22 protein-coding genes are annotated in these 21,454 nt (G+C 66.4%); 15 read left to right on the top strand and 7 right to left on the bottom strand.

Features of this window, described 5'->3' with window-relative positions; translation table 11 throughout:
* Positions 1 to 24: 24 nt before the first annotated feature.
* On the top strand, positions 25 to 1,578 hold the full coding sequence (locus WFK36_RS00480) for an AMP-binding protein (protein ID WP_336788777.1): 1,554 nt from the start codon (positions 25 to 27) through the stop codon (positions 1,576 to 1,578).
* A gap of 47 nt (positions 1,579 to 1,625) precedes the next feature.
* On the opposite strand, the gene WFK36_RS00485 is transcribed toward WFK36_RS00480, so the two are convergent.
* Complete coding sequence (locus tag WFK36_RS00485) at positions 1,626 to 3,170, bottom strand: FadD3 family acyl-CoA ligase (RefSeq protein WP_336788779.1); 1,545 nt, start codon at positions 3,168 to 3,170, stop codon at positions 1,626 to 1,628.
* Between the two features lie 42 nt (positions 3,171 to 3,212).
* Here WFK36_RS00485 and WFK36_RS00490 point away from each other — a divergent pair, with 42 nt between their 5' ends.
* The 6 genes from WFK36_RS00490 (at position 3,213) to WFK36_RS00515 (ending at position 10,339) form a co-directional block, all read left to right on the top strand.
* A complete protein-coding gene (locus WFK36_RS00490; RefSeq protein ID WP_336788780.1) occupies positions 3,213 to 4,475 on the top strand; it encodes an acyl-CoA dehydrogenase family protein in 1,263 nt (420 codons plus the stop codon).
* Positions 4,472 to 5,278, top strand: coding sequence for an SDR family oxidoreductase (locus WFK36_RS00495; protein WP_008377335.1), 807 nt, complete (start codon positions 4,472 to 4,474; stop codon positions 5,276 to 5,278). The genes WFK36_RS00490 and WFK36_RS00495 overlap by 4 nt, the downstream gene beginning before the upstream one ends.
* Before the next feature lie 16 nt (positions 5,279 to 5,294).
* Positions 5,295 to 6,452 carry an acetyl-CoA C-acetyltransferase gene (locus tag WFK36_RS00500; protein WP_336788783.1) on the top strand — a complete coding sequence of 386 codons (1,158 nt, stop codon included), beginning with the start codon at positions 5,295 to 5,297 and terminating at the stop codon, positions 6,450 to 6,452.
* Between the two features lie 601 nt (positions 6,453 to 7,053).
* On the top strand, positions 7,054 to 7,686 hold the full coding sequence (locus tag WFK36_RS00505; RefSeq protein WP_336788784.1) for a hypothetical protein: 633 nt from the start codon (positions 7,054 to 7,056) through the stop codon (positions 7,684 to 7,686).
* Between the two features lie 35 nt (positions 7,687 to 7,721).
* Positions 7,722 to 8,711, top strand: coding sequence for an alpha/beta hydrolase (locus tag WFK36_RS00510; protein WP_336788785.1), 990 nt, complete (start codon positions 7,722 to 7,724; stop codon positions 8,709 to 8,711).
* 119 nt (positions 8,712 to 8,830) lie between these two features.
* A complete protein-coding gene (locus tag WFK36_RS00515; protein WP_336788787.1) occupies positions 8,831 to 10,339 on the top strand; it encodes an aldehyde dehydrogenase family protein in 1,509 nt (502 codons plus the stop codon).
* Between the two features lie 54 nt (positions 10,340 to 10,393).
* On the opposite strand, the gene WFK36_RS00520 is transcribed toward WFK36_RS00515, so the two are convergent.
* Positions 10,394 to 10,987 carry a metallophosphoesterase gene (locus WFK36_RS00520; RefSeq protein ID WP_336788789.1) on the bottom strand — a complete coding sequence of 198 codons (594 nt, stop codon included), beginning with the start codon at positions 10,985 to 10,987 and terminating at the stop codon, positions 10,394 to 10,396.
* 106 nt (positions 10,988 to 11,093) lie between these two features.
* Here WFK36_RS00520 and WFK36_RS00525 point away from each other — a divergent pair, with 106 nt between their 5' ends.
* The 3 genes from WFK36_RS00525 to WFK36_RS00535 all read left to right on the top strand — a co-directional run bounded on the left by WFK36_RS00525 (position 11,094) and on the right by WFK36_RS00535 (position 12,783).
* Entirely contained in the window at positions 11,094 to 11,690 is a 597-nt protein-coding gene (locus WFK36_RS00525) for a TetR/AcrR family transcriptional regulator (protein ID WP_008377346.1), read from the top strand.
* A 98-nt stretch (positions 11,691 to 11,788) separates the two neighbouring features.
* Positions 11,789 to 12,295, top strand: a complete 507-nt coding sequence (locus WFK36_RS00530; RefSeq protein ID WP_336788792.1) for a hypothetical protein — start codon at positions 11,789 to 11,791, stop codon at positions 12,293 to 12,295.
* Complete coding sequence (locus WFK36_RS00535) at positions 12,292 to 12,783, top strand: hypothetical protein (RefSeq protein WP_336788794.1); 492 nt, start codon at positions 12,292 to 12,294, stop codon at positions 12,781 to 12,783. Before WFK36_RS00530 ends, WFK36_RS00535 begins: the two co-directional genes overlap by 4 nt.
* A gap of 57 nt (positions 12,784 to 12,840) precedes the next feature.
* On the opposite strand, the gene WFK36_RS00540 is transcribed toward WFK36_RS00535, so the two are convergent.
* Genes WFK36_RS00540 through WFK36_RS00550 form a run of 3 tightly spaced genes read right to left on the bottom strand, consistent with a single transcriptional unit; the run spans position 12,841 to position 15,302 of the window.
* A complete protein-coding gene (locus WFK36_RS00540) occupies positions 12,841 to 13,269 on the bottom strand; it encodes a nuclear transport factor 2 family protein (protein ID WP_336788796.1) in 429 nt (142 codons plus the stop codon).
* Positions 13,270 to 13,301: 32 nt separating this feature from the next.
* Positions 13,302 to 14,414, bottom strand: a complete 1,113-nt coding sequence (locus tag WFK36_RS00545) for a class I SAM-dependent methyltransferase (protein ID WP_336788797.1) — start codon at positions 14,412 to 14,414, stop codon at positions 13,302 to 13,304.
* Positions 14,415 to 14,423: 9 nt separating this feature from the next.
* Entirely contained in the window at positions 14,424 to 15,302 is an 879-nt protein-coding gene (locus WFK36_RS00550) for a LysR family transcriptional regulator (protein WP_336788799.1), read from the bottom strand.
* 71 nt (positions 15,303 to 15,373) lie between these two features.
* On the opposite strand from WFK36_RS00550, the gene WFK36_RS00555 reads away from it, so the two are divergent.
* Entirely contained in the window at positions 15,374 to 15,727 is a 354-nt protein-coding gene (locus WFK36_RS00555; protein WP_336788801.1) for a nuclear transport factor 2 family protein, read from the top strand.
* A 29-nt stretch (positions 15,728 to 15,756) separates the two neighbouring features.
* On the opposite strand, the gene WFK36_RS00560 is transcribed toward WFK36_RS00555, so the two are convergent.
* Together WFK36_RS00560 and WFK36_RS00565 are read right to left on the bottom strand one after the other, a co-directional pair.
* A complete protein-coding gene (locus tag WFK36_RS00560; protein WP_336788803.1) occupies positions 15,757 to 16,878 on the bottom strand; it encodes a CaiB/BaiF CoA transferase family protein in 1,122 nt (373 codons plus the stop codon).
* Complete coding sequence (locus tag WFK36_RS00565; RefSeq protein ID WP_008377358.1) at positions 16,875 to 18,056, bottom strand: acyl-CoA dehydrogenase family protein; 1,182 nt, start codon at positions 18,054 to 18,056, stop codon at positions 16,875 to 16,877. The genes WFK36_RS00560 and WFK36_RS00565 overlap by 4 nt, the downstream gene beginning before the upstream one ends.
* Positions 18,057 to 18,154: 98 nt before the next feature.
* On the opposite strand from WFK36_RS00565, the gene WFK36_RS00570 reads away from it, so the two are divergent.
* The 4 genes from WFK36_RS00570 to WFK36_RS00585 all read left to right on the top strand — a co-directional run bounded on the left by WFK36_RS00570 (position 18,155) and on the right by WFK36_RS00585 (position 21,290).
* Positions 18,155 to 19,159: a LacI family DNA-binding transcriptional regulator gene (locus WFK36_RS00570; protein ID WP_336788806.1), complete on the top strand. Its 1,005-nt coding sequence runs from the start codon at positions 18,155 to 18,157 to the stop codon at positions 19,157 to 19,159.
* Positions 19,160 to 19,185: 26 nt separating this feature from the next.
* Positions 19,186 to 19,728: an MOSC domain-containing protein gene (locus WFK36_RS00575; protein ID WP_336788808.1), complete on the top strand. Its 543-nt coding sequence runs from the start codon at positions 19,186 to 19,188 to the stop codon at positions 19,726 to 19,728.
* Between the two features lie 102 nt (positions 19,729 to 19,830).
* Positions 19,831 to 20,265 carry a VOC family protein gene (locus WFK36_RS00580; protein ID WP_336788810.1) on the top strand — a complete coding sequence of 145 codons (435 nt, stop codon included), beginning with the start codon at positions 19,831 to 19,833 and terminating at the stop codon, positions 20,263 to 20,265.
* Between the two features lie 26 nt (positions 20,266 to 20,291).
* Positions 20,292 to 21,290, top strand: a complete 999-nt coding sequence (locus WFK36_RS00585; RefSeq protein ID WP_336790902.1) for a sigma-70 family RNA polymerase sigma factor — start codon at positions 20,292 to 20,294, stop codon at positions 21,288 to 21,290.
* Positions 21,291 to 21,454 lie beyond the last annotated feature (164 nt).

The raw sequence follows: 21,454 nt of genomic DNA on the forward strand, positions 1-21,454 counted from the left end.
CACGACGACGATGGAGTGCAAGACATGACCGATGGACGCCAGGCGGCCGAGCGGCAGGTGCATCAGTGGCTCGACGAGTACAGCGCGCCGAATGCGAGCGCCGCGTACCTGCTGTGCGATCGATACGACCGCGACGCCGTCGCATTCACGCTGGTCGAACCCGATCTGACGTCGACGCCGTTCACCCACGGCGAGTTGGCCGACGAGTCGCGTGCGATGGCGACGGTCCTGGTCGCCAAAGGCGTCGAGCGCGGCGATCGGGTCCCGGTTCTCCTCGGCAAACGGCGCGAGCTGATCGTCGCGCTGATGGCGCTGTGGCGGATCGGCGCCGTCCACGTACCGCTCTTCACGGCCTTCGCGACCGGTGCGATCCTGCTCCGGGTGGAGGGGGCGTCTGCGAAGGTCGTCATCACCGATGCGTCGCAGCGAGACAAAGTCGATCCGATCGACGCCGTCACGGTGCTCGACGTCGACGATCTGGCTGCCGAGTCGGTCGGTGCGGAGCCGTTCTCCGACGACGCCGTGATCGGCGGCGACGGAACACTCGTCCAGCTCTACACGAGCGGCACCACCGGCAAGCCCAAGGGCGTCCCGGTGCCGCTGCGCGCGCTCGCCGCGTTCCAGACGTATCAGCACTACTCGTTGGACGTGACACCCGACGACGTCTTCTGGAACGCCGCCGACCCCGGCTGGGCGTACGGTCTCTACTACGCGATTCTCGGTCCGCTCGTCGGTGCCCGGACGAGTCTGCTCTTCAACGCGGGCTTCACGCCGGATTCGACAGTCGCCGTCGTGAAGACCTTCGGCGTCACCAACTTCGCGGGCGCGCCGACCATGTACCGGGCGCTGCGAGCGGGTGCGGACATGTCAGGGGTGACCCTGCGCCGTGCCTCGTCGGCCGGTGAACCGCTGACCCCGGACATCGTCGAGTTCGGTCTCACCCAGCTCGGCACGGAGGTCCGCGACCACTACGGCCAGACTGAGACGGGGATGGTCATCGGCAATCACTGGCAGTCCGACGTCGCGCTTCCGCTCAAGCCGGGATCGATGGGGCAGGTGATGCCGGGGTACGCGGCGGGCATCGTCGACGGCCAGATCGCACTCGACGTGAAGGGCAGCCCGCTGCTCTGGTACACCGGCTACGACGCCGCACCGGAGAAGACCGCCGAACGGTTCACCGAGGACGGTGCGTGGTACCTCTCAGCCGACACCGGAAAGCTCGACGACGAGGGGTACTTCTCCTTCACCGCCCGCGATGACGACGTGATCCTCGCCGCCGGATATCGCATCGGACCGTTCGACGTGGAGAGCGTGATGGCGGTGCATCCGTCGATCGCCGAGGTCGCCGTCGTCGGCAGGCCGGACCCCGAAGGCATTCGCGGCGAGGTGGTCGAAGCGTTTGCCGTCCTGAACACCGGTTTCACGGCGAGCGACGACCTCGCGACGGAGTTGAAGCATCTGGTCCGCGACGAGTACTCGAAGCACGCGTACCCGCGGACCGTCCACTTCGTCGAGTCGTTGCCGAAGACGCCGAGCGGCAAGGTGCAGCGTTTCGTCCTGCGTCGCGAGGGTGCTTGACGCGTTGAAGCGTGCCGCCGGTGGTCGTCGTTCCGGCGATCGGCCGCCTACGACAGTTCGCGCTTGAGGATCTTTCCGGACGGGTTGCGGGGGAACGCGTCGACGAACTCGACGGACCGCGGGACCTTGAAGTTGGCGAGGTGCTCGCGGGCATGAGCGGTCACCTGCTCCGCGGTGACGTTCGCGCCGTCCCGCACGGTCAGGAAGGCCTTGCCGACTTCGCCGAGGCGTTCGTCCGGGACTCCGATGACGGCCGCCTCGGTGACACCGTCGATGCGGGACAGGACCTGCTCCACCTCGGCGGGGTACACGTTGAAGCCGCCGCAGATGTACATGTCCTTGAGGCGGTCGGTGATCTTGAGGTTGCCGCGGTCGTCGATGGTGCCGACGTCGCCGGTGTGGAGCCAGCCGTCGGCGTCGATGGTCTCGGCGGTCGCCCTCGGGTCGTCGAGGTAGCCGCGCATCACCATCGCGCCGCGCGCCAGGATCTCGCCTGCGTCGGACAGCATGATCTCCATGCCGTCGAAGGTCCGACCGCAGGTGGTCGCGACGGTGACCGCGTCGTCGTCCGGCCTGCAGGTGGTGATGAATCCGCTGGTCTCGGTCTGGCCGTAGGCGGTGACGACGGTTTCGACGCCGAGGTCGGACTGGAGGCGTTCGATCAGGACGACGGGGACGATCGTGGCGCCGGTGACGATCAGACGCAGGCTCGACAGGTCGTAGTCGGCCCGGGCGGGGTCGTCGAGGATCGTCTGGAAGATCGTCGGGGCTCCGGGGAAGACCGTCGCCGACTCGGCCGCCGTCAGCTTGCAGGCCTCAGTGGGGGAGTAGACGGCGAGCGGGAGCATCGCGGCGCCGAACAACACGCACGGCAGGATGCCGGCCTTGTAGCCGAACGTGTGGAAGTACGGATTCACCATCAGGTACCGGTCGGTCTCGGTGAGACGACCGTTCGCGCCCCAGGCATGCGAGCCGGCAACGGTCTGCTGATGCTCGGCGAGCACACCCTTCGGTGCGCCGGTGGTGCCGGAGGTGAACAGGATGTCCGACAGGTCATCTCCGGTGACGGCGTTCGCCCGTTCGCGGGTGGCCTCCGCGGCGGCCTCGGAGACGTTCATGAAGTCGTTCCACGGCACCGCGCCGGTCGCCGGATCGACGGCCTGCTCGAGAGGGATCCCGACGACCGTGCGGTCTTGCGCGATCGGTGAGTCGAGCACCTCGCTGAGACGGTCGATGCCCGCGAACACGCCGGACGTCACAACGACTCGTGCGCCTGAGCGCTCAACGATGTCCGACGCCTCGCTGATCGTGTAGCGCGTGTTCAGGGGGACGAGGACGGCTCCGGCGTAGTGAGTGCCGAGTGCGGCGATGGGCCAGTGATGGCTGTTGGGGGCCCACACGGCGACGCGGTCGCCGTGCTGCACGCCGAGGTCGATCAGGCCCGCGGCGAAGCGTCGTACCTGGTCGGCGAACTCGCTCCAGGTGAGTCGGACCGGCTCGGCCCACTGTTCGTCGACGATCGCCGGAAGATCGGGCCACAACTGTTCCGCGCGGTGGAGTGCTGCGGGAGTGGTGAGCGGAGTCGGAAGCATGAACAAAACCTAGCAAATGCTTGGTAGGTTAAGCTAGCGGTCATGACGACGATCAATCTCGCCGATCGGGCCGTCGACCTCGGCGAATGGGCGGCCCGCACCCCTGATGCGGCAACCGTCTTCGCGCAGGCCGTGCGCGATTGGCTCTCCGACAACCTGGTGGGCGACTTCGCGTCCCTACGCGGACGCGGCGGACCGGGCAGTGAACACGAGTTCTTCGCCGAACGACTCGAGTGGGACCGCCACCTCGCGGCGTCGGGTTGGACATGCCTCGGATGGCCCGTTGAACACGGCGGCCGCGGTGCGACCATCGAGCAGCGGATCATCTTCCACCAGGAGTATGCGCGGGCCAACGCACCCGCGCGCGTGAATCACCTCGGTGAGGAACTTCTCGGCCCGACACTGATCGAATACGGCACGCCGGAGCAGCAGGCTCGCTTCCTGCCGCACATCGTCGACGTCACCGAGCTATGGGCGCAGGGCTACTCCGAACCGGGAGCGGGCAGTGACCTTGCGGGCGTCGCGACCTCCGCTGTGCTCGACGACGACCAGTGGGTGATCAACGGCCAGAAGATCTGGACGTCGCTGGCTCACCTGTCCCAATGGTGCTTTGTGATCGCTCGCACCGAGAAGGGCTCGAGTCGACACAAGGGCCTGAGCTTCCTGCTCGTTCCTCTCGACGCCGACGGTGTCACCATCCGGCCGATCCAACAGATCACCGGAACGTCGGAGTTCAACGAAGTGTTCTTCGACGACGCGAAGACCTCCGCCGACCTCATCGTCGGCGAGCCGGGCGACGGGTGGAAGGTCGCGATGGGCCTCCTGCAGTTCGAGCGCGGTGTGTCCACACTCGGCCAGCAGGTGGGCTTCCACCGCGAACTCGACAACCTGATCAACCTCGCCGAACGCAACGGTGCGGCGTCCGATCCCGAGATCGCCTCCCGCCTGCGGCGCGCCAAGGTCGGCCTCTCGGTGATGGAGGCCAACGCGCGGCGCACCCTCGCCGGCGACATCGTCTCCGAAGCCGGGGCCGCGTCGGTCACCAAGCTGCTCTGGGGCAACTGGCACCGCGACCTCGGTGAACTCGCGGTGGCAGTCGCCGGCGCGCCCTCCCTCATCGGGCCGCCCGCCACCACCGAGGGGCGAGCCAACAACATCTCAGATCCGGAGAACGTCGAACTCGACGAGTGGCAACGACTGCTCCTGTTCACCCGCGCCGACACGATCTACGGCGGCTCCAACGAAGTACAGCGGAACATCATCGCCGAGCGCGTCCTCGGCCTTCCCCGAGAGGCACGTCCATGACCCGTCCTGTTTCCCCACTCGCCACCCCTCCCGAGGAGATCGCGGGCCACGACCTGCTCAAGGGCAAGAAGGTCGTGGTCACCGCAGCCGCGGGAACCGGCATCGGCTTCGCGACCGCACGCCGTGTGCTCCTCGAAGGCGGCGACGTCCTGGTCTCCGACTTCCACGAGCGTCGCCTCGGCGAGACCGTCGAGAAGCTCGCCGCCGAGTTCGGCGCCGAGCGAGTCACGTCCCACGTCTGCGACGTGTCGTCCACCGAACAGGTCGACGATCTGATCGCCGCCTCGGCGCAGAAGCTCGGACGCATCGACGTCCTGGTCAACAACGCCGGACTCGGCGGGGAGACCCCGGTCGCCGACATGACCGACGAGCAGTGGGACCGGGTCGTCGACATCACGTTGACCAGCACGTTCCGCGCCACTCGCGCCGCCCTCCGCTACTTCCGGGACGCCGGCCACGGCGGCATCCTGGTCAACAACGCGTCCGTCCTCGGCTGGCGCGCGCAGCGGGGTCAGGCGCACTATGCGGCTGCCAAGGCCGGTGTCATGGCCCTCACCCGTTGTTCTGCAGTCGAGGCCGCCGACTACGGCGTCCGCATCAACGCCGTCGCACCGTCGATCGCCCGTCATCCGTTCCTCGCGAAGGTGACCAGCGACGACCTGCTCGACGAACTCGCCTCCCGCGAGGCGTACGGCCGCGCCGCAGAAGTGTGGGAGATCGCGGCCACCATCGCGATGCTCGCCAGCGACTACACCACCTACCTCACCGGCGAGATCGTGTCGATCTCCAGCCAGCGCGCATAGCAAGGAGCCAACCACCATGACCGCACCTCAGGCCTACATCGTCGACGCCGTCCGCACCCCGGTCGGCAAGCGCGGCGGTTCACTCGCCTCCGTCCATCCCGCCGACCTCGGCGCGCACGTGATCTCGGCGATCGTCGAGCGCACCGGCATCGACCCGGAGATCGTCGACGACGTGATCTTCGGCTGCGTCGACACCATCGGCCCGCAGGCCGGCAACATCGCACGCACCGCATGGCTCACCGCGGGCATGCCGCTCGGCGTCCCCGGCACCACCGTCGACCGCCAGTGCGGCTCGAGCCAGCAGGCCATCCACTTCGCGGCCCAGGCAGTGATGAGCGGGACGCAGGACGTCGTCCTCGCGGGCGGCGTTCAGAACATGAGCGCCATCCCGATCAGCCAGGCGATGATCGCAGGCCAGGAACTCGGATTCACCACCCCCACCGCGGAGTCGAAGGGCTGGGTCGAGCGCTTCGGCGATGCGGAGATCAGTCAGTTCGTCGGCGCCGACATGATGGCCAAGAAGTGGGACATCAGCCGCGGTGACATGGAGGCTTGGGCGCTGCAGAGCCACGAGCGCGCCCGCGCCGCGATCGCAGCAGGCCGTTTCGCGGGAGAGTACGTCCCGCTCGGCGACTGCGTCGTCGACGAGTGCCCGCGTGAGACGTCGCTGGAGAAGATGGCGTCCCTGAACGTTCTCGCCGAGGGCTCCGATCTGACCGCCGCCGTCGCCTCTCAGATCTGCGACGGCTCGTCGGCGACCCTGGTCGTGTCGGAGAAGGCACTCAAGGAGTACGGCCTCACGCCTCGTGCCCGCATCCACCACATGTCGGTCCGCGGTGACGACCCGGTGATGATGCTGTCGGCGCCGATCCCGGCGACCAAGTGGGCGCTGGAGAAGACCGGCATGAGCATCGATGACATCGACGTCGTGGAGATCAACGAGGCGTTCGCGCCGGTCGTTCTCGCGTGGCTGAAGGAGACGGGCGCCGACCCGGCCCGCGTCAACCCGAACGGCGGCGGCATCGCGCTGGGCCATCCTCTCGGCGCGACCGGTGCGAAGCTGTTCGCAACGCTCCTCAACGAGCTCGAGCGCACCGGTGGACGCTACGGACTACAGACGATGTGTGAGGGCGGCGGAACCGCCAACGTCACGATCATCGAGCGACTGGGCTGACTTCAGCTGGCACAGATCTGACGTTTGACAACAGCCCGGGCACATACTGCCCGGGCTGTTGTCGTCTCCGACGTGTGATCGATCGCTTCTGGGTCGTGTCGCGGTGCCCCACTAGTGGATTCGCCTCCGACAAGTAGTCCGATCATGGGATGAAATTATCGTCTGATCGACCTAAGAATCGACCGATTCGGCCGAGAACGCTCACGTTTTGCCGCATATGCCCAATGGCACTGAGTGACCATTCAGTAACGATTGAATAACTCAATTAGTGGTTCATCTGATCAACTGATTGACTGCGATACGAGAGCTTGGTCACGTCCCGCGTGTCATGTGCGCGCGACCACGAGTCTGAGTCTCAATTGTTCAATCCTCACCCCGCGAAAGGGCTCCATCATGGGCAACATCCCTGACATCTCCGGCATCAACGATCTGATGAAGACGCTCAACGCGCTTCTCAACCAGGCCGGTTCCAACGAGAACGGCGGAAGCCAGACTCCGTCCGCCTGACGACTGGCACAGCGGGCCGCGTGCCCGCACGTCGGGCCGCGCACTGCGCGGCCCGGCACCCTTCGTCCGCTCACGATCCCGCACAGGAGCACAGATGTCTGCAGCCCGGAAGCTGGTCGCCGATGATCTCGTGGCGGCTGCCGCGGTGCTGGCCGAAGGGCTTCCCGAGATCCCGGACTACGCCGCACTTCTCGGAGCTCACACCGCGGACCCATCCGTGTGCGACTCCCTTGCCCGAGTCTTTCTGCGGCCCTTGATCAACGCCGGCTGTGTGGTCGGCGTCGATGACGGCGACGGCCTCGCGGGGCTGCTCGTGATGCATCGACCGTCGGCCGGTTCGCTTGATCCCCACATGGAGTCCGCGGCCAGCGACCTTGAGTTCCTCCGGGCTCATCCCGATATCGCGACCCGACTGCTCGCTCGGGTGAACGAACCCGCACTCCCGATTCCGGAGCCGGACGCGGTCACGATCTCGGTCGCTGCCGTCTCGAAAACGCGCCGGAGCAGCGGTGTCCTCAGGTCGCTCGTCGGAGTAGTCGAGGAGGCGTGCATCGCCGACGGCGTCCAGTTCTGCGCGTGGACTGCCCGCGAGGACCTCCGCGACCTGTACTGCGCGGCGTGGAACCTCACGCCGTTCGCCGAGCGGCGCCTTGACGAGGAGACGCGTCTGTACGGACTCGCCTCGACTCGGCCGCCGGCGCTCTCCGCACGACTCACCCATTCCTGATCGTCCACCACCCACCAACTTCTGAAGGAGTCACCATGACGCGCTCGCGACTCATCCTCCGCGCGGCCGCGCTCGCCTCCGCGGCGGCGATGACGCTGACCGGGCTTCCCTCCATCGCGCATGCGGCGCCGAGCAGCGTCGTCACCTCGACCGATGTCACGACCCAGATGTCCGACATCATGGTGCACTCGGCCGCGATGGGGCGTGACATCCCGCTGACGGTCCTGAAGCCGAAGGATACGTCGAAGCCCGCGCCGGTGCTCTACCTGCTGAACGGTGCAGGCGGAGGCGAGGACTCGGCGACGTGGCAGCTCAACACCGACATCGTGAAGTTCTTCGCGAACAAGCACGTCTATGTGGTCATCCCGATGCAGGGCGCCTTCTCGTACTACACCGACTGGATCAAGGCCGACGAGAAGCTCGGCGTCAACAAATGGGGCACGTTCCTGGCCGACGAACTGCCGCCCGCCATCGACGGCTCGTACAAGACGACCGGCAAGAACGCCATCGCGGGCATCTCGTCGTCGGCGACATCGGTGCTCAATCTCGCGATCGCGAACAAGGGCCTCTACCGTGCGGTCGGTTCGTACAGCGGCTGTGCCAGCACGTCGAGTGAGCACGGGACGTTGTTCATGCGGATCGTCGTCGAGACCCGTGGCGGAGGTGACGTCCGGAACATGTGGGGCGAACTCCGCGGCCCGCTGTGGAAGAAGAACGACCCGATCCGTCACGCGGAAGGGCTTCGTGGGCTGTCGCTCTATCTGAGTGCGGCGACAGGGCTTCCCGGCGAACACGACAACCTCCGGGAGGTGCCGGAGGTGGGGACTCTCGCCGACCGGCTCGTCGTCGGCGGCGCGATCGAGACCGCGACGCGCGTGTGCACCGAACAGTTGGCCTCCCGTCTGCAGCAGTTGCGCATCCCGGCCACGGTCGACCGTCCGGTCGGCGGCACACACTCGTGGCCCTACTGGCAGGACCAGCTGCACAAGTCGTGGCCGCAGCTCGGCCGCGCGATCGGCGCCTGACTCGCTCTCGCGCTCACCGGCCGGGCGGCCCTGTGATTCGGGCCACCCGGCCGGTAGTATGGGATGACATTCAGAATTCGTCTCAACATCGAGCAGTTCGCCATGAAGTGGAGGGTCGTATGACCAAGCCTGCAGAAACCCCGGTGCGCGCCGGCGACAAGGTCTCGTCGGAATCGCACAGTCTCACCGAGCTCCTCGAGATCCAGAAGGCTGCCTTCCTGCGCGACGGCATCCCTGACGCTGCGACCCGCGTCGACCGGATCAACCGTCTCGGTCAGATGCTCCTCGACAACGCCGACGAGATCACCGCCGCGCTCAACGAGGACTTCGGCACCCGTCCCCGCGAACTGTCGATCGCCACTGACGTCGCAGGCTGCCTCATCGACCTCACCCACCAGCGTCGTTCGGCCGAGAAATGGATGAAGGAGACCAACGTCTCCAAGATCCAGGGAGCGCTCGGCTACAAGCAGCGCCTGCGCCACGATCCGCTCGGCGTCGTCGGCATCATGGGTCCCTGGAACTTCCCGCTGCAGCTGACGATCGTCCCCGCCGGTTCGGCGTTCGCCGCCGGCAACCGCGTGCTGCTGCGCCCGTCGTCGATCACCGCGAAGACGACCGCCGTCATCGCGCGTGTGGCCCCCGACTACTTCTCGATCGAAGAGCTCGCTGTCGTCACCTCCGCCCACGGCGGCGGCTCCGATTTCGCGAAGCTGAAGGTCGACCACATGTTCTTCACCGGTTCACCCGAGGTCGGTGCGTCGGTCGCGCAGGAGGCCGCGAAGAACCTGGTCCCCGTGACCCTGGAACTCGGTGGCAAGAACCCGGTGATCGTCGACGCCACTCAGGACATCACCGAGGCCGCGAACTTCATCGCCGACGCCCGCATGATCAACGGCGGTCAGGTGTGCCTGTGCCCGGACTACGTGTTCGTGCCGGAGAGCAAGGTCGGCGAGTTCACCGAGAAGGTGATCGCCCGCTGGACCAAGAACTTCCCGACGATCGAGAAGAACGATCAGTACACGTCGACGATCAACGAGAAGAACTACACGCGCATCACCGGCCTGATCGACGACGCCGTCGAACTCGGCGCCACCAAGCACCAGGTGATCCCGGCCGGCGAGTCGCTGCCGAACGCCGAGGCACGCAAGATCCCGCCGACCCTCCTGACCGGTGTCAAGGCCGGCATGAAGATCGAAGAGGACGAGGTGTTCGGACCCGTCCTCACCGTCTACCCGTACCGCAACCTGTCCGAGGCGATCGACAAGATCAACTCGGCGGGACACCCGCTGACCCTGTACTGGGTCGGTGACGACAACGAGAACCTCAAGCGCGTGGCCGACAACACCCGCAGCGGGTCGATCAGCGGCAACGACTTCGCGCTGCATCTGCTTTCGCACGGTCTGCCGTTCGGCGGCGTCGGCCGGTCGGGCATGGGCAACTACCACGGCAAGTTCGGGTTCGACACGTTCAGCCATGCTCGTGCGGTCACCGTCTCGACGATGCCGATCAAGTTCGCCGAGCTCGTCTCCGCGCCGTTCACCAAGAGCGACACCCGCCTGACCAACGCCCAGATGAAGATGTGGAACTTCATCCAGGGTCGCGCCAGCCGCAAGTCGGCCAAGCGCTGATCTCACGCATCCCCATCGAGGGCCGTCCGCTTGTGCGGGCGGCCCTCGTTGTTTTCACCGGGTCATCGTGGCGACGGCGTTCGCGACGGCGGCCTCGGACACCAGCGACCGGTGTGCATCGAGGCCGACGTCGTACTGCCGCGGTGCGTCGGGGTGGGTCGCGGTCTCCCGGTGCGTGTGACCGTGCAGGAGCGGCGCTCCGACGTCGGGCAGCCGCCACTGGAGGTAGCGCGTGTGACGTGAACTCGCAGCGTCGGCGGCGGCGTAGGGGAAGTGCGACAGCATCACCGAGGTGTTGTCGACCTGGACCTGCGCTGCGATGCCGACGTAGTCGAAGGCGTCGTTGTATCTCGCAGTCCAACTGCGGGCCCGCTTGTGCATCGGGTGCGCGAGATCGTGGTTGCCGAGAATGTGGAACTTCCTTCCCGGAAGTGAATTGAGGATCTCGAATGCACGCAACTGCTTGCCGGGTCCGCCTCCGGTCAGATCTCCCAGGATCCAGACGCAGTCGTTGTCGGTGACCGATGTAGCCCACATGTCGACGATCCATGCGTCGTGGTCGTCGGTTGTGGTGAATCCGCGAAGATCCGCCACCAACTGATGCCCGAGATGGAGGTCGGACGTGTAGAAGGTGCGACTTCGAGCCATGCACCGACTCTCGCATGAGGCTATGACAAGTTGCGGGCGATCACCTGCGGCGTCGTGGAAAACCAAGCACTTGCTAGGGTGGAGGCAGTGTAGTGAGGAGGCTGGATTGACGTCGAAGACGACGTCGGGTTCGTCCCGACGCGAAGAACTGCTCGGGATCGCAGGTGAACTGTTCGCCGAGCGCGGCCTGCGATCGACGACAGTCCGCGACATTGCCGACACCGCGGGGATACTGTCCGGCAGTCTGTATCACCACTTCGACTCCAAGGAGTCGATGGTCGACGAGCTGCTGCGCGACTTCCTCGACGCGCTGTTCTCCCGGTATCGCGAGATCGACGCCGCAGGCCTGAGCGCTGCCGAGACCTTGCGGCAGCTGGTGATCGCCTCGTTCGAGGCGATCGACACTCGACACACGGCAGTGGCGATCTATCAGAACGAAGCGCGTCAACTCACTGGTCAGGAACGCTTCTCCTACATCAACGATCGCAATCGCGAGAACCGTGAACTGTGGGCTTCGGTCCTGCGCCGCGGCGTCGCCGAGGGCGACTTCCGCCCTGACCTCGACGTGGACCTCGTCTACCGATTCATGCGCGACACCGTCTGGGTGGCCGTCCGCTGGTACCGCCCCGGCGGTGCCAAGACCGTCGAGCAGATCGCCGACCAGTACCTCTCCATCGTCCTCGACGGAATCCTCCCGCGCTGACCCGCTCGTGTCCGCTATGCCGTTGATCGTGACCACTATGTGGTAAAAATCAACGGCGCAGGGGGTCTGCGCGCTTTGGGTTGTTCAGGGGGACGACTATGGGCCAGTCACGGGTCGCGGAGCTTCGCTACCGGGAGAATCTCGGTCCTGATGAGTGGGACTGGTCCGAGTCGCTGGCGATCATCGTGACAGTCCTGATTCCCGAGTTCTTCCGACGCCCCGCGGTGGCATGGAGCGTGATCATCATGATTCTCATGACGACAGTGCTTTCGCCATTCGACGGGCTGTTCGCACTGGTCGGATTCGGGTACCTGCTTGTCGGTCCGATCGTGCTCGGACTGGTCTTCTTGGTCGCTGTTCGACGCGTCAACAGGAAGCCTGGGCAACAGGAACTCGTCTTCCGTGAGAACGGCTTCTCCTATTACGGTCCGCGCGCAGAGAAGCTCCCCGCTGAGATCCCGTACACCGACGTCGTCTCGCTGCGTGCATACAAGCGGGCCACGGCGATGCGCGCGAAGCACCTCCGAGGTGTGACGCTCATCGCAGGGCCCGAGCTTATGCCGCCCGAAGCGTACAACCGTGTGTACGCAGGTATGCGGCGATGACGACTACGAAGGGCTATGTGCCCGAGTTCGACCACGAGTACACGTACGTGGAGGGCGACAGAGCGAAGTTGCGCCGCGTGGCCTGGATTCTGTGGTTGTCGCACAACCGTGGGCTCTGGATCATGATCGCGGTGCAAACCGTGGCGTTCGGGCTTTGCGCGATACAGTTCGACGAACTGCTGTATTTGCTGGGTATTCCCGCAATGGCGTTGTTCTTCTTCGTCGTGACGGCCTACCGCATGAGAAAGGCGTTCTGGTGGGCGGAACCAGGCCGCGAGGCGGCGGTCGGGCTTGACTCAGGCGTGCTCCGGATCATGGACGCGAGTGGGCAACTCATATTGCGGGCCTCGACGGTGAGGGCTGTGTTCTGGATCGACGAGGTACTGCTCGTCGAATTGAAGAGCAAGCGCCGGCTGATGCTGTTGAATCCATTGATTGGACCGGGGTTCGAAGCGAAGCTGGTCGCGGCGACCCTAGTTGCGAAGTGACGTTCCCCGTCCGCCAGTTGTGACCACATACGTGACACAACTGGCGGACGGAGTGAGTCAGGGTTGCACGCGGGTCCAGACGATGTCGTCGACGAGCTTGGACAGGCGCCAGCCGTCGGACGTGCGGACTGCGTCGAAGTGGTAGTAGCCGCCGACCTCCCACAACTGTTCCGTGCCGTCGGCTCGGGTGGCGATCATGGGGTTGAAGAAGTAGGTGACGCCGGAAGCGGTGTCGGCCCCCGGCTCGAGGGTGATGTCGAACTGCCCGAGCATGTGCTGCCATCGAGTGAAGCCTTCGAGGCTGCGAATGAACGCTTTCGCCTCGGTGAGTGGCCCGACGGGGCCGCCCGGAGCGCTGTAGTCGAGGACTGCGTCCGCGGAGAACACGCAGTCGAGGTCGTCCCAGCTGCTGGTGTCGACGGCCCTGGTGTAGGCGGTCATCAAGGCGGTGATCTGGTGGCGGTCGATGAGTTCGGTGACGTCCATCCCTCGACTGTCGCACGGCCGAGAGCGTCGGATCAGACCTTGGTCGACGCCGTCACGGTGAACTTGGCGTTCCGCACGATCTGGCGTGTCGGCCCGACGATCCGGCCGAGCGAACCACGGTAGGCGAGATGCGAGTTCCAGACGCACCACAGTTCGCCGCCGGGTGCGAGCGCACGGGACGCGTCGGCGAAGAGATGATGCGCGATCCCCGTCGACAGCGCCGCGTCGCTGTGGAACGGCGGGTTCAACACGATCAGGTGCTGGGATGAGTCGGCGACGTTCTCCAGCCCGTCGGCCTGTTCCACGCGCACTCGGTCGCCCACGCCGTTCAGCTCAGCAGTGGCGCGGGCCGACCGCACCGCGATCGCCGACCTGTCTGTTGCGAGGACGGACGCCGACGGTCGGGCCGAAGTCAGTGATGCCGCGATGACGCCGGTGCCGCAGGCGAGGTCGATGATGCTGTCCGCGTCGGGGCGAGCGGCGTCGAGAACGCCGAGGAGGAGACGTGTGCCTATGTCGATGCGGGTACCGGCGAACACCCCGCCGTGGGCCGCCACAGTCACCGCGGGATCGGTGTGCGTCTGGGTCTGGGGCCACGCGGCGAGACGATTCTCGGCGTGAGCGCGCCGGGGGCCGCGAGCGAACAGCACACGTGACTTCTGTCGGGCGTGACTCACGTCGACACGGTCGAAGCACTCGCGCAGCACATCGTTCATCGCGACCGACATGTGCTTGATCCGACCTCCTGCGACGACCACGACCTCGTCGTCGGCGGTGGCCGCGATCAACGCCGCGACCTCGGCGAGACGGTCGAGCGACCGAGGAAGCCGAACGAGGACGACCCGCGCCCCGTCGACGACCTCCGATCCGAACGGGAGGGACCGCACGTCGGTGACACCGAAGGTCGCCGCGTTGGCGGCGAGCGCTCGTTCGCCGGTGACGAGATCCTGATGGACTCGGACCCCGGCGGCCCGCGAGCCCAGCGCGAGCGCGCCGTACGCGTCGTCGATGACGGCGACCGATCCGTCCGGGGCAGTTGCCAGACACTCTGCGGCCTCGTCGAGGATCAGCCGGTCTGCGGCATCCGATGCGGCGAGCCCAGGCCCGTCCACGTCGGGAAACCGTCTCAAATCCTGCAGATCCACCCTGAAAGACTACCGAGTCGGCAACAGGTGGGCGGCCAGGGCGGCGGCCATCGCCCGAGCGGCGGCGGAGGGCGCCGGGCCGATCGCGAGAGACAGCATCGACCGGGTGGACCGCGCCACCGGAACCGCTGCCAGTGTTCGATGCCCGCTCGCCATCGATGGGGTCAGCAACCCGACACCGCTGCCGAGTTCAACGAGCGACAGGATCGACTCGGGGGAGTGAGCGGCCACGGCCGGGACGACGTCAACACGTTCGACTGCGCACGTCGACGACAACGCGGACCGGACACCGGTGCCGACTGGGAGGCTGAGCACTGTCGTTGCTGCCAGCTCTGCGCAGGTCACCGACGTCTTCGACGACCAAGGGTGATCGGCGGGGACCACAGCTGCCAGAGGCTCCCGAACCAGGGTCTGAGCGCTGACAGCCCCCGGAAGGCGCTCGGCGTGCGCAACGAGCGCGACATCGAGCCTGCCGCTCTCGAGGTCGGCGATCAGTCGGTCGGAGTTGTCCTCGATCACGGAGACGTGCACGCCGGGGTGGGCTCGGCGGAAGTCGGCGAAGCCTGCGAGGTAGCCGGGGATCGTGCATCCGATCACCGTGCCCAGGCGGAGGTTGCCGCGGACGACTCCGGACAGTTCGTCGGAGACGGAGCCGATCGTCGAGACCGCGTCGAGTGCCGCGCGGGCGTGCGGGAGGATCTGCGTGCCGGCGTCGGTGAGCCGGACGGTTCGCCCTCCGCGCTCGAGGAGTCGGTGTCCGACCTCGTGCTCGAGCTTCGCGACCTGCGCCGACACTCCCGACTGGCTCACGTGCAGACTCGCTGCGGCGGCGGTGAACGAACCGGAGTCGGCAACGGCGACGAGGTATCGCAGTTGATGCAGCTCCATAACCAACAATGCTAGCCACTAGTAGAACTATCTGTTGGACTGCTGGGTGGTTGCGGGGTGAGAGTGGATGCATGACAACAACTCCAGCTTCCATCGCCGCCCTCTACTTCGACTGCTGGGAGCGCAAAGACTTCACTGACCTCGCGCCGCACCTGTCACCCGACTGCACGTTCACCGGCGTGTTCGGCGTCGCACAGGGACCCAACGAGTTCCTCCGCGGGCTGACCGGAATGGCCGCCGGAACCGACTCGCTCGACGTCCGCAAGCGGATATCCGACGAGACCGACGTGATCACCTGGTTCGACCTCGGCATGGGCGGAGCACCGGCCACCGCCGTCGCGAACTGGACTCACGTCGAGAACGGACTGATCACGGCTGTCAACGTCACCTTCGATCCCCGAGAGATCCTGGCCGCATCGGCGTGAGCGGACACTGCGCTCGCCGAGCAGGAGGCTCACGAGTCGAGGCGGGGCGGTGCGGTGCGGTATGTCGGGGGAGTGCGGCTCAACCGGATCGGATTGGAGACGGTCCGGCTCGGGTCGGGTCGTCCCGGGTCGTCGATCGTCGTGACCGGCTGGAGTCCGAGGCGCTCGGCGAGAGCAAAGGCGTCCGCCAGGTCGTTCAACGGTCCGCACGGCACGCCGCGCTCGGTCAGCATGCTGTACCACTGATTGGCGGTGTCGCTCGCGAGTTCGGCGTCGACGATGTGCGAGAGCTCGCCGCGGTTCGCAACACGTGAGGCGTTTGTCGAGAAGCGTGGATCATCGGCGAGTTCGGGGCGCCCGAATGCGTCGACGAGCGCCGCGAACTGGCGATCGTTCCCGACCGCGAGGACAAACGGCCGGTCCGCGGCATGGAAGACCGCATAGGGCGCGATGCTCGGATGGCTGTTGCCCATCGCGCTCGGCACAACACCGGCCGTCACGAATCCGGACGACTGATTGACCAGCGCCGACAGCAGCGACGACAGCAGGTTCACCTCGACCCGCTGGCCCTCTCCCGTCCGGTCGCGATGCCGCAGTGCCGCCAGAATTCCGACGGCCGCGTGCAATCCGGTGATCACGTCGACCATGGCGACACCCACCTTGGTCGGGGTCTGCGGGTCGGGTCCGGTGATGCTCATCAGACCGCCGACGGCCTGGATCAGCAGGTCGTAACCCGGCAGGTTGTTCTCGCCGCCGAAGCCGGTCACCGAGCAGTACACGACCCCCGGATTGACCTGCGCCACGTCGCCGTAGCCGAGGCCGAGGCGATCCATGGTCCCGGGAAGAAAGTTCTCTACGACGACGTCGGCGCGGGCCACGAGTTCGCGGGCGCGGTCGAGGTCGGCGGGATCCCTGAGATCGAGGGAGACGGATGTCTTGTTCCGGTTGACCGACAAGAAGTACGACGATTCGTCGCCCACCCACGGTGGTCCCCACGAACGGGTGTCGTCGCCGACGCCAGGGCGTTCCACTTTGATCACCTCGGCTCCGAGGTCGGCGAGCAGCATCGTCGCGTACGGTCCGGCGAGGACTCGTCCGAAGTCGGCTACGACGAGCCCTCCGAGCGCGGACTCCGACGGAGCGAGAGTCACCGGAAGGCGCTCTCTCCGGTCAACGCCTGACCGATGGTGAGCTGATGCACTTCGGACGTGCCCTCGTACGTGAGGACCGACTCCAGGTTGTTCGCATGCCGGATGACCGGGTACTCCAGGGTGATGCCGTTGGCGCCGAGGATGGTCCGACACTGGCGGGCGATCTTGATGGCTTCCCGGACATTGTTGAGCTTGCCCGTGCTGACCTGGGCCGGGGTGATCTCTCCGCGATCCTTCAACCGGCCGAGGTGCAGTGCGAGGAGGTTCGCCTTGCCGACCTCAAGGGCCATGTCGGCGATCTTCGCCTGGGTGAGCTGGTAGCCGGCGAGCGGCTTGTCGAACACCTCACGGCTCTGGGCGTAGTCGACCGCCACTTCCAGGCAGTCGCGTGCCGCGCCGGTCGCTCCGAAGATGATCCCGAACCGGGCCTCGCCGAGTGCGGTCAGCGGGCCGCGGAGTCCCTCGGCCTTCGGCAGCATCGCGGCCGCGGGCAGCCGAACGTCGTCGAGCACGAGTTCGGATGTGACCGACGCCCGCAGAGACATCTTCTTGGTGATCTCCGGTGCGGAGAATCCCGGCGTGTTCGTCGGAACCACAAACCCTCGGATGCCGCGGGCGCCGACCTCGAGATCGGTCTGGGCCCAGACGACGGCGACGTCGGCGATGGATCCGTTGGTGATCCACATCTTGGTGCCGTTCAGAATCCAGTCGTCGCCGTCGCGTCGTGCGTTGGTGCGCATTCCGGCGGGGTTGGAGCCGAAGTCGGGTTCGGTGAGGCCGAAGCAGCCGATCTTCTCGCCTGCCGCCATGCCTGGCAGCCATTCGAGCTTCTGCTCCTCGCTGCCCCAGTGGTGAATGGAGAACATCGCAAGCGAGCCCTGCACGGAGACCAGGCTGCGGATGCCGGAGTCGACGGCCTCCAACTCGAGGCACGCGAGGCCGTAGGCGGTTGCGCTGGCACCCGGGCAGCCGTAACCGTCGAGATGCATGCCGAGTGCGCCGAGCGCTCCAAGCTCCTGGGCGAGCTCACGGGCAGGAAGTCGTGCGTCTTCGAACCAGTCGGCGATGTGCGGTCGCAGTCGGTCGACGCCGAACTTGCGGACCGTGTCGCGGATCGCGCGCTCTTCGTCGTCGATCAGGGTGTCGATGGCGAACAGTGATTCGATGGACTGAGACATGGCCGAAACTCCTAGTGAGAACGATTGCGCAAACGATTGCACAGCACACGCTAAGGTGTGGATGACGATTGGTCAACCACAAGACGAGGGAGTCGACGATGGCCGACGAACGGGTCGCGACGCTCAAGGAGATCGCGCGGATCGCGGGCGTTCACACCTCGACGGTGTCCCGCGTCCTTCGCCAGAGCGAGCCCGCCGATGGATGGTCCGACGCGGCCCGTCGAGTGCGCGAGGTCGCCGAAGAACTCGGCTACCAGCGGAACCAATGGGCGGCGAGCCTGCGCACACGAAAGACGAACACCCTCGGTGTGGTGATGACGCGGCTCACCGACGGCGTCGTCGCGACCACCTACCAGGGGATCGAAGAGGCCGCGGCTCTCGCCGGCTACTCGGTGCTGCTGTCGAGCCCACCCGACGACCCGGAGGCGCAGCGGCGCGCGATCGAGCTTCTGGTCGGACGCCAGGTGGACGGCCTTCTCCTCGGCGGCCTCCACGCGCCTGCGCAACCGTTCATCGACGAACTGTCGGTCGGCTCGATCCCGATGATCGCAGTGACGCGCCACGGCCAGTCCGGCCTGCCTTTTGTGGTGGCCGACGACGTCGAAGGAGGTGCGCTCGCCGCCCGGCATCTTCTCGACCGCGGCCATCGCGACGTCGCAGTGATCGCGGGGCCGGCACATGCGACCACTGCGCTCGACCGAGTGCACGGCTTCCAATCAGGGCTCACCGACCTCGGCGTCGCACTGCGACCCGATCGTGTGGTGCCGTCGACACTCGACGTCGACGGCGGCGTGCGCGCTGCTCGGGCCCTGCTCGACACCCCTGACCGCCCACGAGCGATCTTCGCCGTCTCCGACGTCATGGCCGTCGGAGTCCTCGGCGTCGCGCGCGACCTCGGACTCTCCCTTCCCGATGACCTCGCACTCGTCGGATACAACGACATCCCGATCGTCGCCCAACTGCCGGTCCCGCTCACCACCGTGCGGTCGCCGGCGCGTGAGATAGGTGCAACAGCGTGCCGAGCGCTCGTCGAAGCCGTCGACGGGCAGCCGGTGAACACCATCCGGTTGCCCGTCGAACTGATCGTCCGCGGCACCACCTGAGTACACACCCTCGGTACGATGACGCCATGCCTCACGTGTCCGACATCTGCGTCGTCCATGCACTCCTGCCGGACTCCGGACAGGTCGGGGTCACCGCCATCGACAAGCGACCCGTCGACGGTCCTGTCCGCATCGGCGACTACGGCGCGTACGCCGACGTCCAGGCCGACCGCAGACACCACGGTGGCCTCGACCAGGCCCTCTACGCATACGCGCAGGAGGACGCCGATTTCTGGGCTGATGAACTCGACCGCGACATCCCCGCAGGATTCTTCGGGGAGAACCTCCGCACCGTCGGCATCGACGTCAACGCCGCCCGCGTCGGCGAGCAGTGGCGCATCGGCGACACCGTCGTCGTCGAAGTGACGAGTCCGCGGATCCCATGCCAGACCTTCGCACGACGCATGGGCGACGACGGGCACGGCTGGGTGAAACGCTTCGCGACCGAGAATCGACTCGGTCCGTACTTTCGGGTGATCCGCCGCGGATCGATCGCAGCGGGTGATCAGATCGTAGTGATCAGTGTCCCGGACGACGCACCGACCATCCGTGACCTGGGAATTTCGTAGAGTTCGGCTTTTCTTTCGCTGCGACCGATCAGTTCCGGGGACTCCGCCGGTCTATATCTGTGACGGCATCGAGAAGAGATGCCGCAGACCTTGGAGGCTCCCATGCACAAGATGATCTTCGTGAACCTGCCCGTCGCCGACCTCGCACGTTCGCGCACATTCTTCGAGTCGATGGGCTACACGTTCGACGATCGGTTCTCCGACGATAACGCGGCCGCCCTCGTCCTCGGCGACAACATCGTCGCCATGCTGCTGCGCCGCGACTTCTACCAGACGTTCGTGCCGGGCAAGTCTGTTGTCGACGCCACCTCCACCAGCGGTGTCCTCGTCGCACTGAGCGCCGAGAGCCGCGAGGAGGTCGACGCCATCAAGGCCAAGGCGGAGGCTGCCGGCGCGACCATCGGTCGGTCCGAAGACCACGGATTCATGTACGGCTGCGCGTTCGACGACCTCGACGGTCACACCTGGGAGGTCATGTGGATGGACCAGGCCGCCGCCGAAGTCGGGCCCGAAGCGTTCGCCGACCAGCAGGGCTGATCGGCCTGGAAACCGGCCGCCGGCGGCTGACACGATGCGAGGATGAGGACATGACGACACGCGCAGAAGACACGACGTTCGATGCGGCGACGTCTGAGTTTCGCGCCGAGTTGCTGGCGCACTGCTATCACATGCTCGGCTCGGCGTCCGATGCCGAGGACGTGCTGCAGGAGGTGTACCTCCGAGCGTGGCAGGCGTTCCATCGCTTCGAAGGTCGGTCGTCGGTGCGGACGTGGCTCTACCGGATCGCCACCAACACCTGTCTCACTGCACTGGAAGGGCGCGCCAGGCGGCCTCTTCCGACGGGCCTGGGAACCGATGCGTCCGACCCGAGGGAACCGGTCGTCGCCGACGAGGAGCGACTCTGGCTGCAGCCGCTTCCCGACGCGGCACTCGGAGACCCGGCCGATGCGGCGACTCGGCGCGAGAGCATGGGGCTGGCGATGGTCGCGGCGATGCAGGACCTGCCGGCCAGTCAGCGTGCCGTGCTCATCCTCCGCGACGTCCTCGCCTTCAGCGCGGCGGAGACCGCGGCGATGCTCGACATCACTGTGGCGTCGGCGAACAGCGCCCTGGCTCGGGCCCGCAAGACGATGGGTGACGGCACGACCCGCGATGGACGCCGCGCCGTTGAACTCACCGACCGCGAACGGTCAGTGTTCGCCGAATTCTGCCGCGCCTTCGAGGACCACGACATCGACGGTGTGGTGAAAGTCCTCGCCGCAGACGCGGTCTGGGAGATGCCGCCGTTCCCCGGTTGGTACCAGGGCAACACCGAGATCGGAGTGCTCACCGCGACCCAGTGCCCCGCGGCCGCCGCGGGCGACATCAAGATGGTCCCGACCACCTGCAACGGCCAGCCCGCGGCAGGCATGTACATGCGCGACGGCGAGGTGTGGAGGCCGTTTCAGATGGATGTCGTCACGTTCGTCGACGGCGAGATCGTTCACGTGGGTGCGTTCTTCGAGCGGTCTCTGTTCGACTTGGCCGGGTTGCCGTCGGTGTTGGGTCCGACTGCTCCCTGACCGAGTGCTCAACTGCTCCCCGAGCGTGCGCCCCCACTGCTCCTTGAGCGTGCGCCCCCGACTGCTCCTTGAGCGAGCGAAGCGAGTCGAAAGGCCTTGACGTGCAGACCTTTCGACTCGCAAGCTCGCTCAAGGAGCAGTGGAGGCGTCGCTCTACCGACGGA

Origin of the sequence: Gordonia malaquae, from assembly GCF_037148075.1 — a bacterium.
GTDB lineage: Bacteria > Actinomycetota > Actinomycetes > Mycobacteriales > Mycobacteriaceae > Gordonia > Gordonia malaquae.

Excerpts from the sequence above, each read along its gene's own strand:
- WFK36_RS00480 (WP_336788777.1), top strand. The coding sequence starts at position 25 with ATGACCGATGGACGCCAGGCGGCCGAGCGGCAGGTGCATCAGTGGCTC.
- WFK36_RS00485 (WP_336788779.1), bottom strand. The coding sequence starts at position 3,170 with ATGCTTCCGACTCCGCTCACCACTCCCGCAGCACTCCACCGCGCGGAA.
- WFK36_RS00490 (WP_336788780.1), top strand. The coding sequence starts at position 3,213 with ATGACGACGATCAATCTCGCCGATCGGGCCGTCGACCTCGGCGAATGG.
- WFK36_RS00495 (WP_008377335.1), top strand. The coding sequence starts at position 4,472 with ATGACCCGTCCTGTTTCCCCACTCGCCACCCCTCCCGAGGAGATCGCG.
- WFK36_RS00500 (WP_336788783.1), top strand. The coding sequence starts at position 5,295 with ATGACCGCACCTCAGGCCTACATCGTCGACGCCGTCCGCACCCCGGTC.
- WFK36_RS00505 (WP_336788784.1), top strand. The coding sequence starts at position 7,054 with ATGTCTGCAGCCCGGAAGCTGGTCGCCGATGATCTCGTGGCGGCTGCC.
- WFK36_RS00510 (WP_336788785.1), top strand. The coding sequence starts at position 7,722 with ATGACGCGCTCGCGACTCATCCTCCGCGCGGCCGCGCTCGCCTCCGCG.
- WFK36_RS00515 (WP_336788787.1), top strand. The coding sequence starts at position 8,831 with ATGACCAAGCCTGCAGAAACCCCGGTGCGCGCCGGCGACAAGGTCTCG.
- WFK36_RS00520 (WP_336788789.1), bottom strand. The coding sequence starts at position 10,987 with ATGGCTCGAAGTCGCACCTTCTACACGTCCGACCTCCATCTCGGGCAT.
- WFK36_RS00530 (WP_336788792.1), top strand. The coding sequence starts at position 11,789 with ATGGGCCAGTCACGGGTCGCGGAGCTTCGCTACCGGGAGAATCTCGGT.
- WFK36_RS00535 (WP_336788794.1), top strand. The coding sequence starts at position 12,292 with ATGACGACTACGAAGGGCTATGTGCCCGAGTTCGACCACGAGTACACG.
- WFK36_RS00540 (WP_336788796.1), bottom strand. The coding sequence starts at position 13,269 with ATGGACGTCACCGAACTCATCGACCGCCACCAGATCACCGCCTTGATG.
- WFK36_RS00550 (WP_336788799.1), bottom strand. The coding sequence starts at position 15,302 with ATGGAGCTGCATCAACTGCGATACCTCGTCGCCGTTGCCGACTCCGGT.
- WFK36_RS00555 (WP_336788801.1), top strand. The coding sequence starts at position 15,374 with ATGACAACAACTCCAGCTTCCATCGCCGCCCTCTACTTCGACTGCTGG.
- WFK36_RS00565 (WP_008377358.1), bottom strand. The coding sequence starts at position 18,056 with ATGTCTCAGTCCATCGAATCACTGTTCGCCATCGACACCCTGATCGAC.
- WFK36_RS00570 (WP_336788806.1), top strand. The coding sequence starts at position 18,155 with ATGGCCGACGAACGGGTCGCGACGCTCAAGGAGATCGCGCGGATCGCG.
- WFK36_RS00575 (WP_336788808.1), top strand. The coding sequence starts at position 19,186 with ATGCCTCACGTGTCCGACATCTGCGTCGTCCATGCACTCCTGCCGGAC.
- WFK36_RS00580 (WP_336788810.1), top strand. The coding sequence starts at position 19,831 with ATGCACAAGATGATCTTCGTGAACCTGCCCGTCGCCGACCTCGCACGT.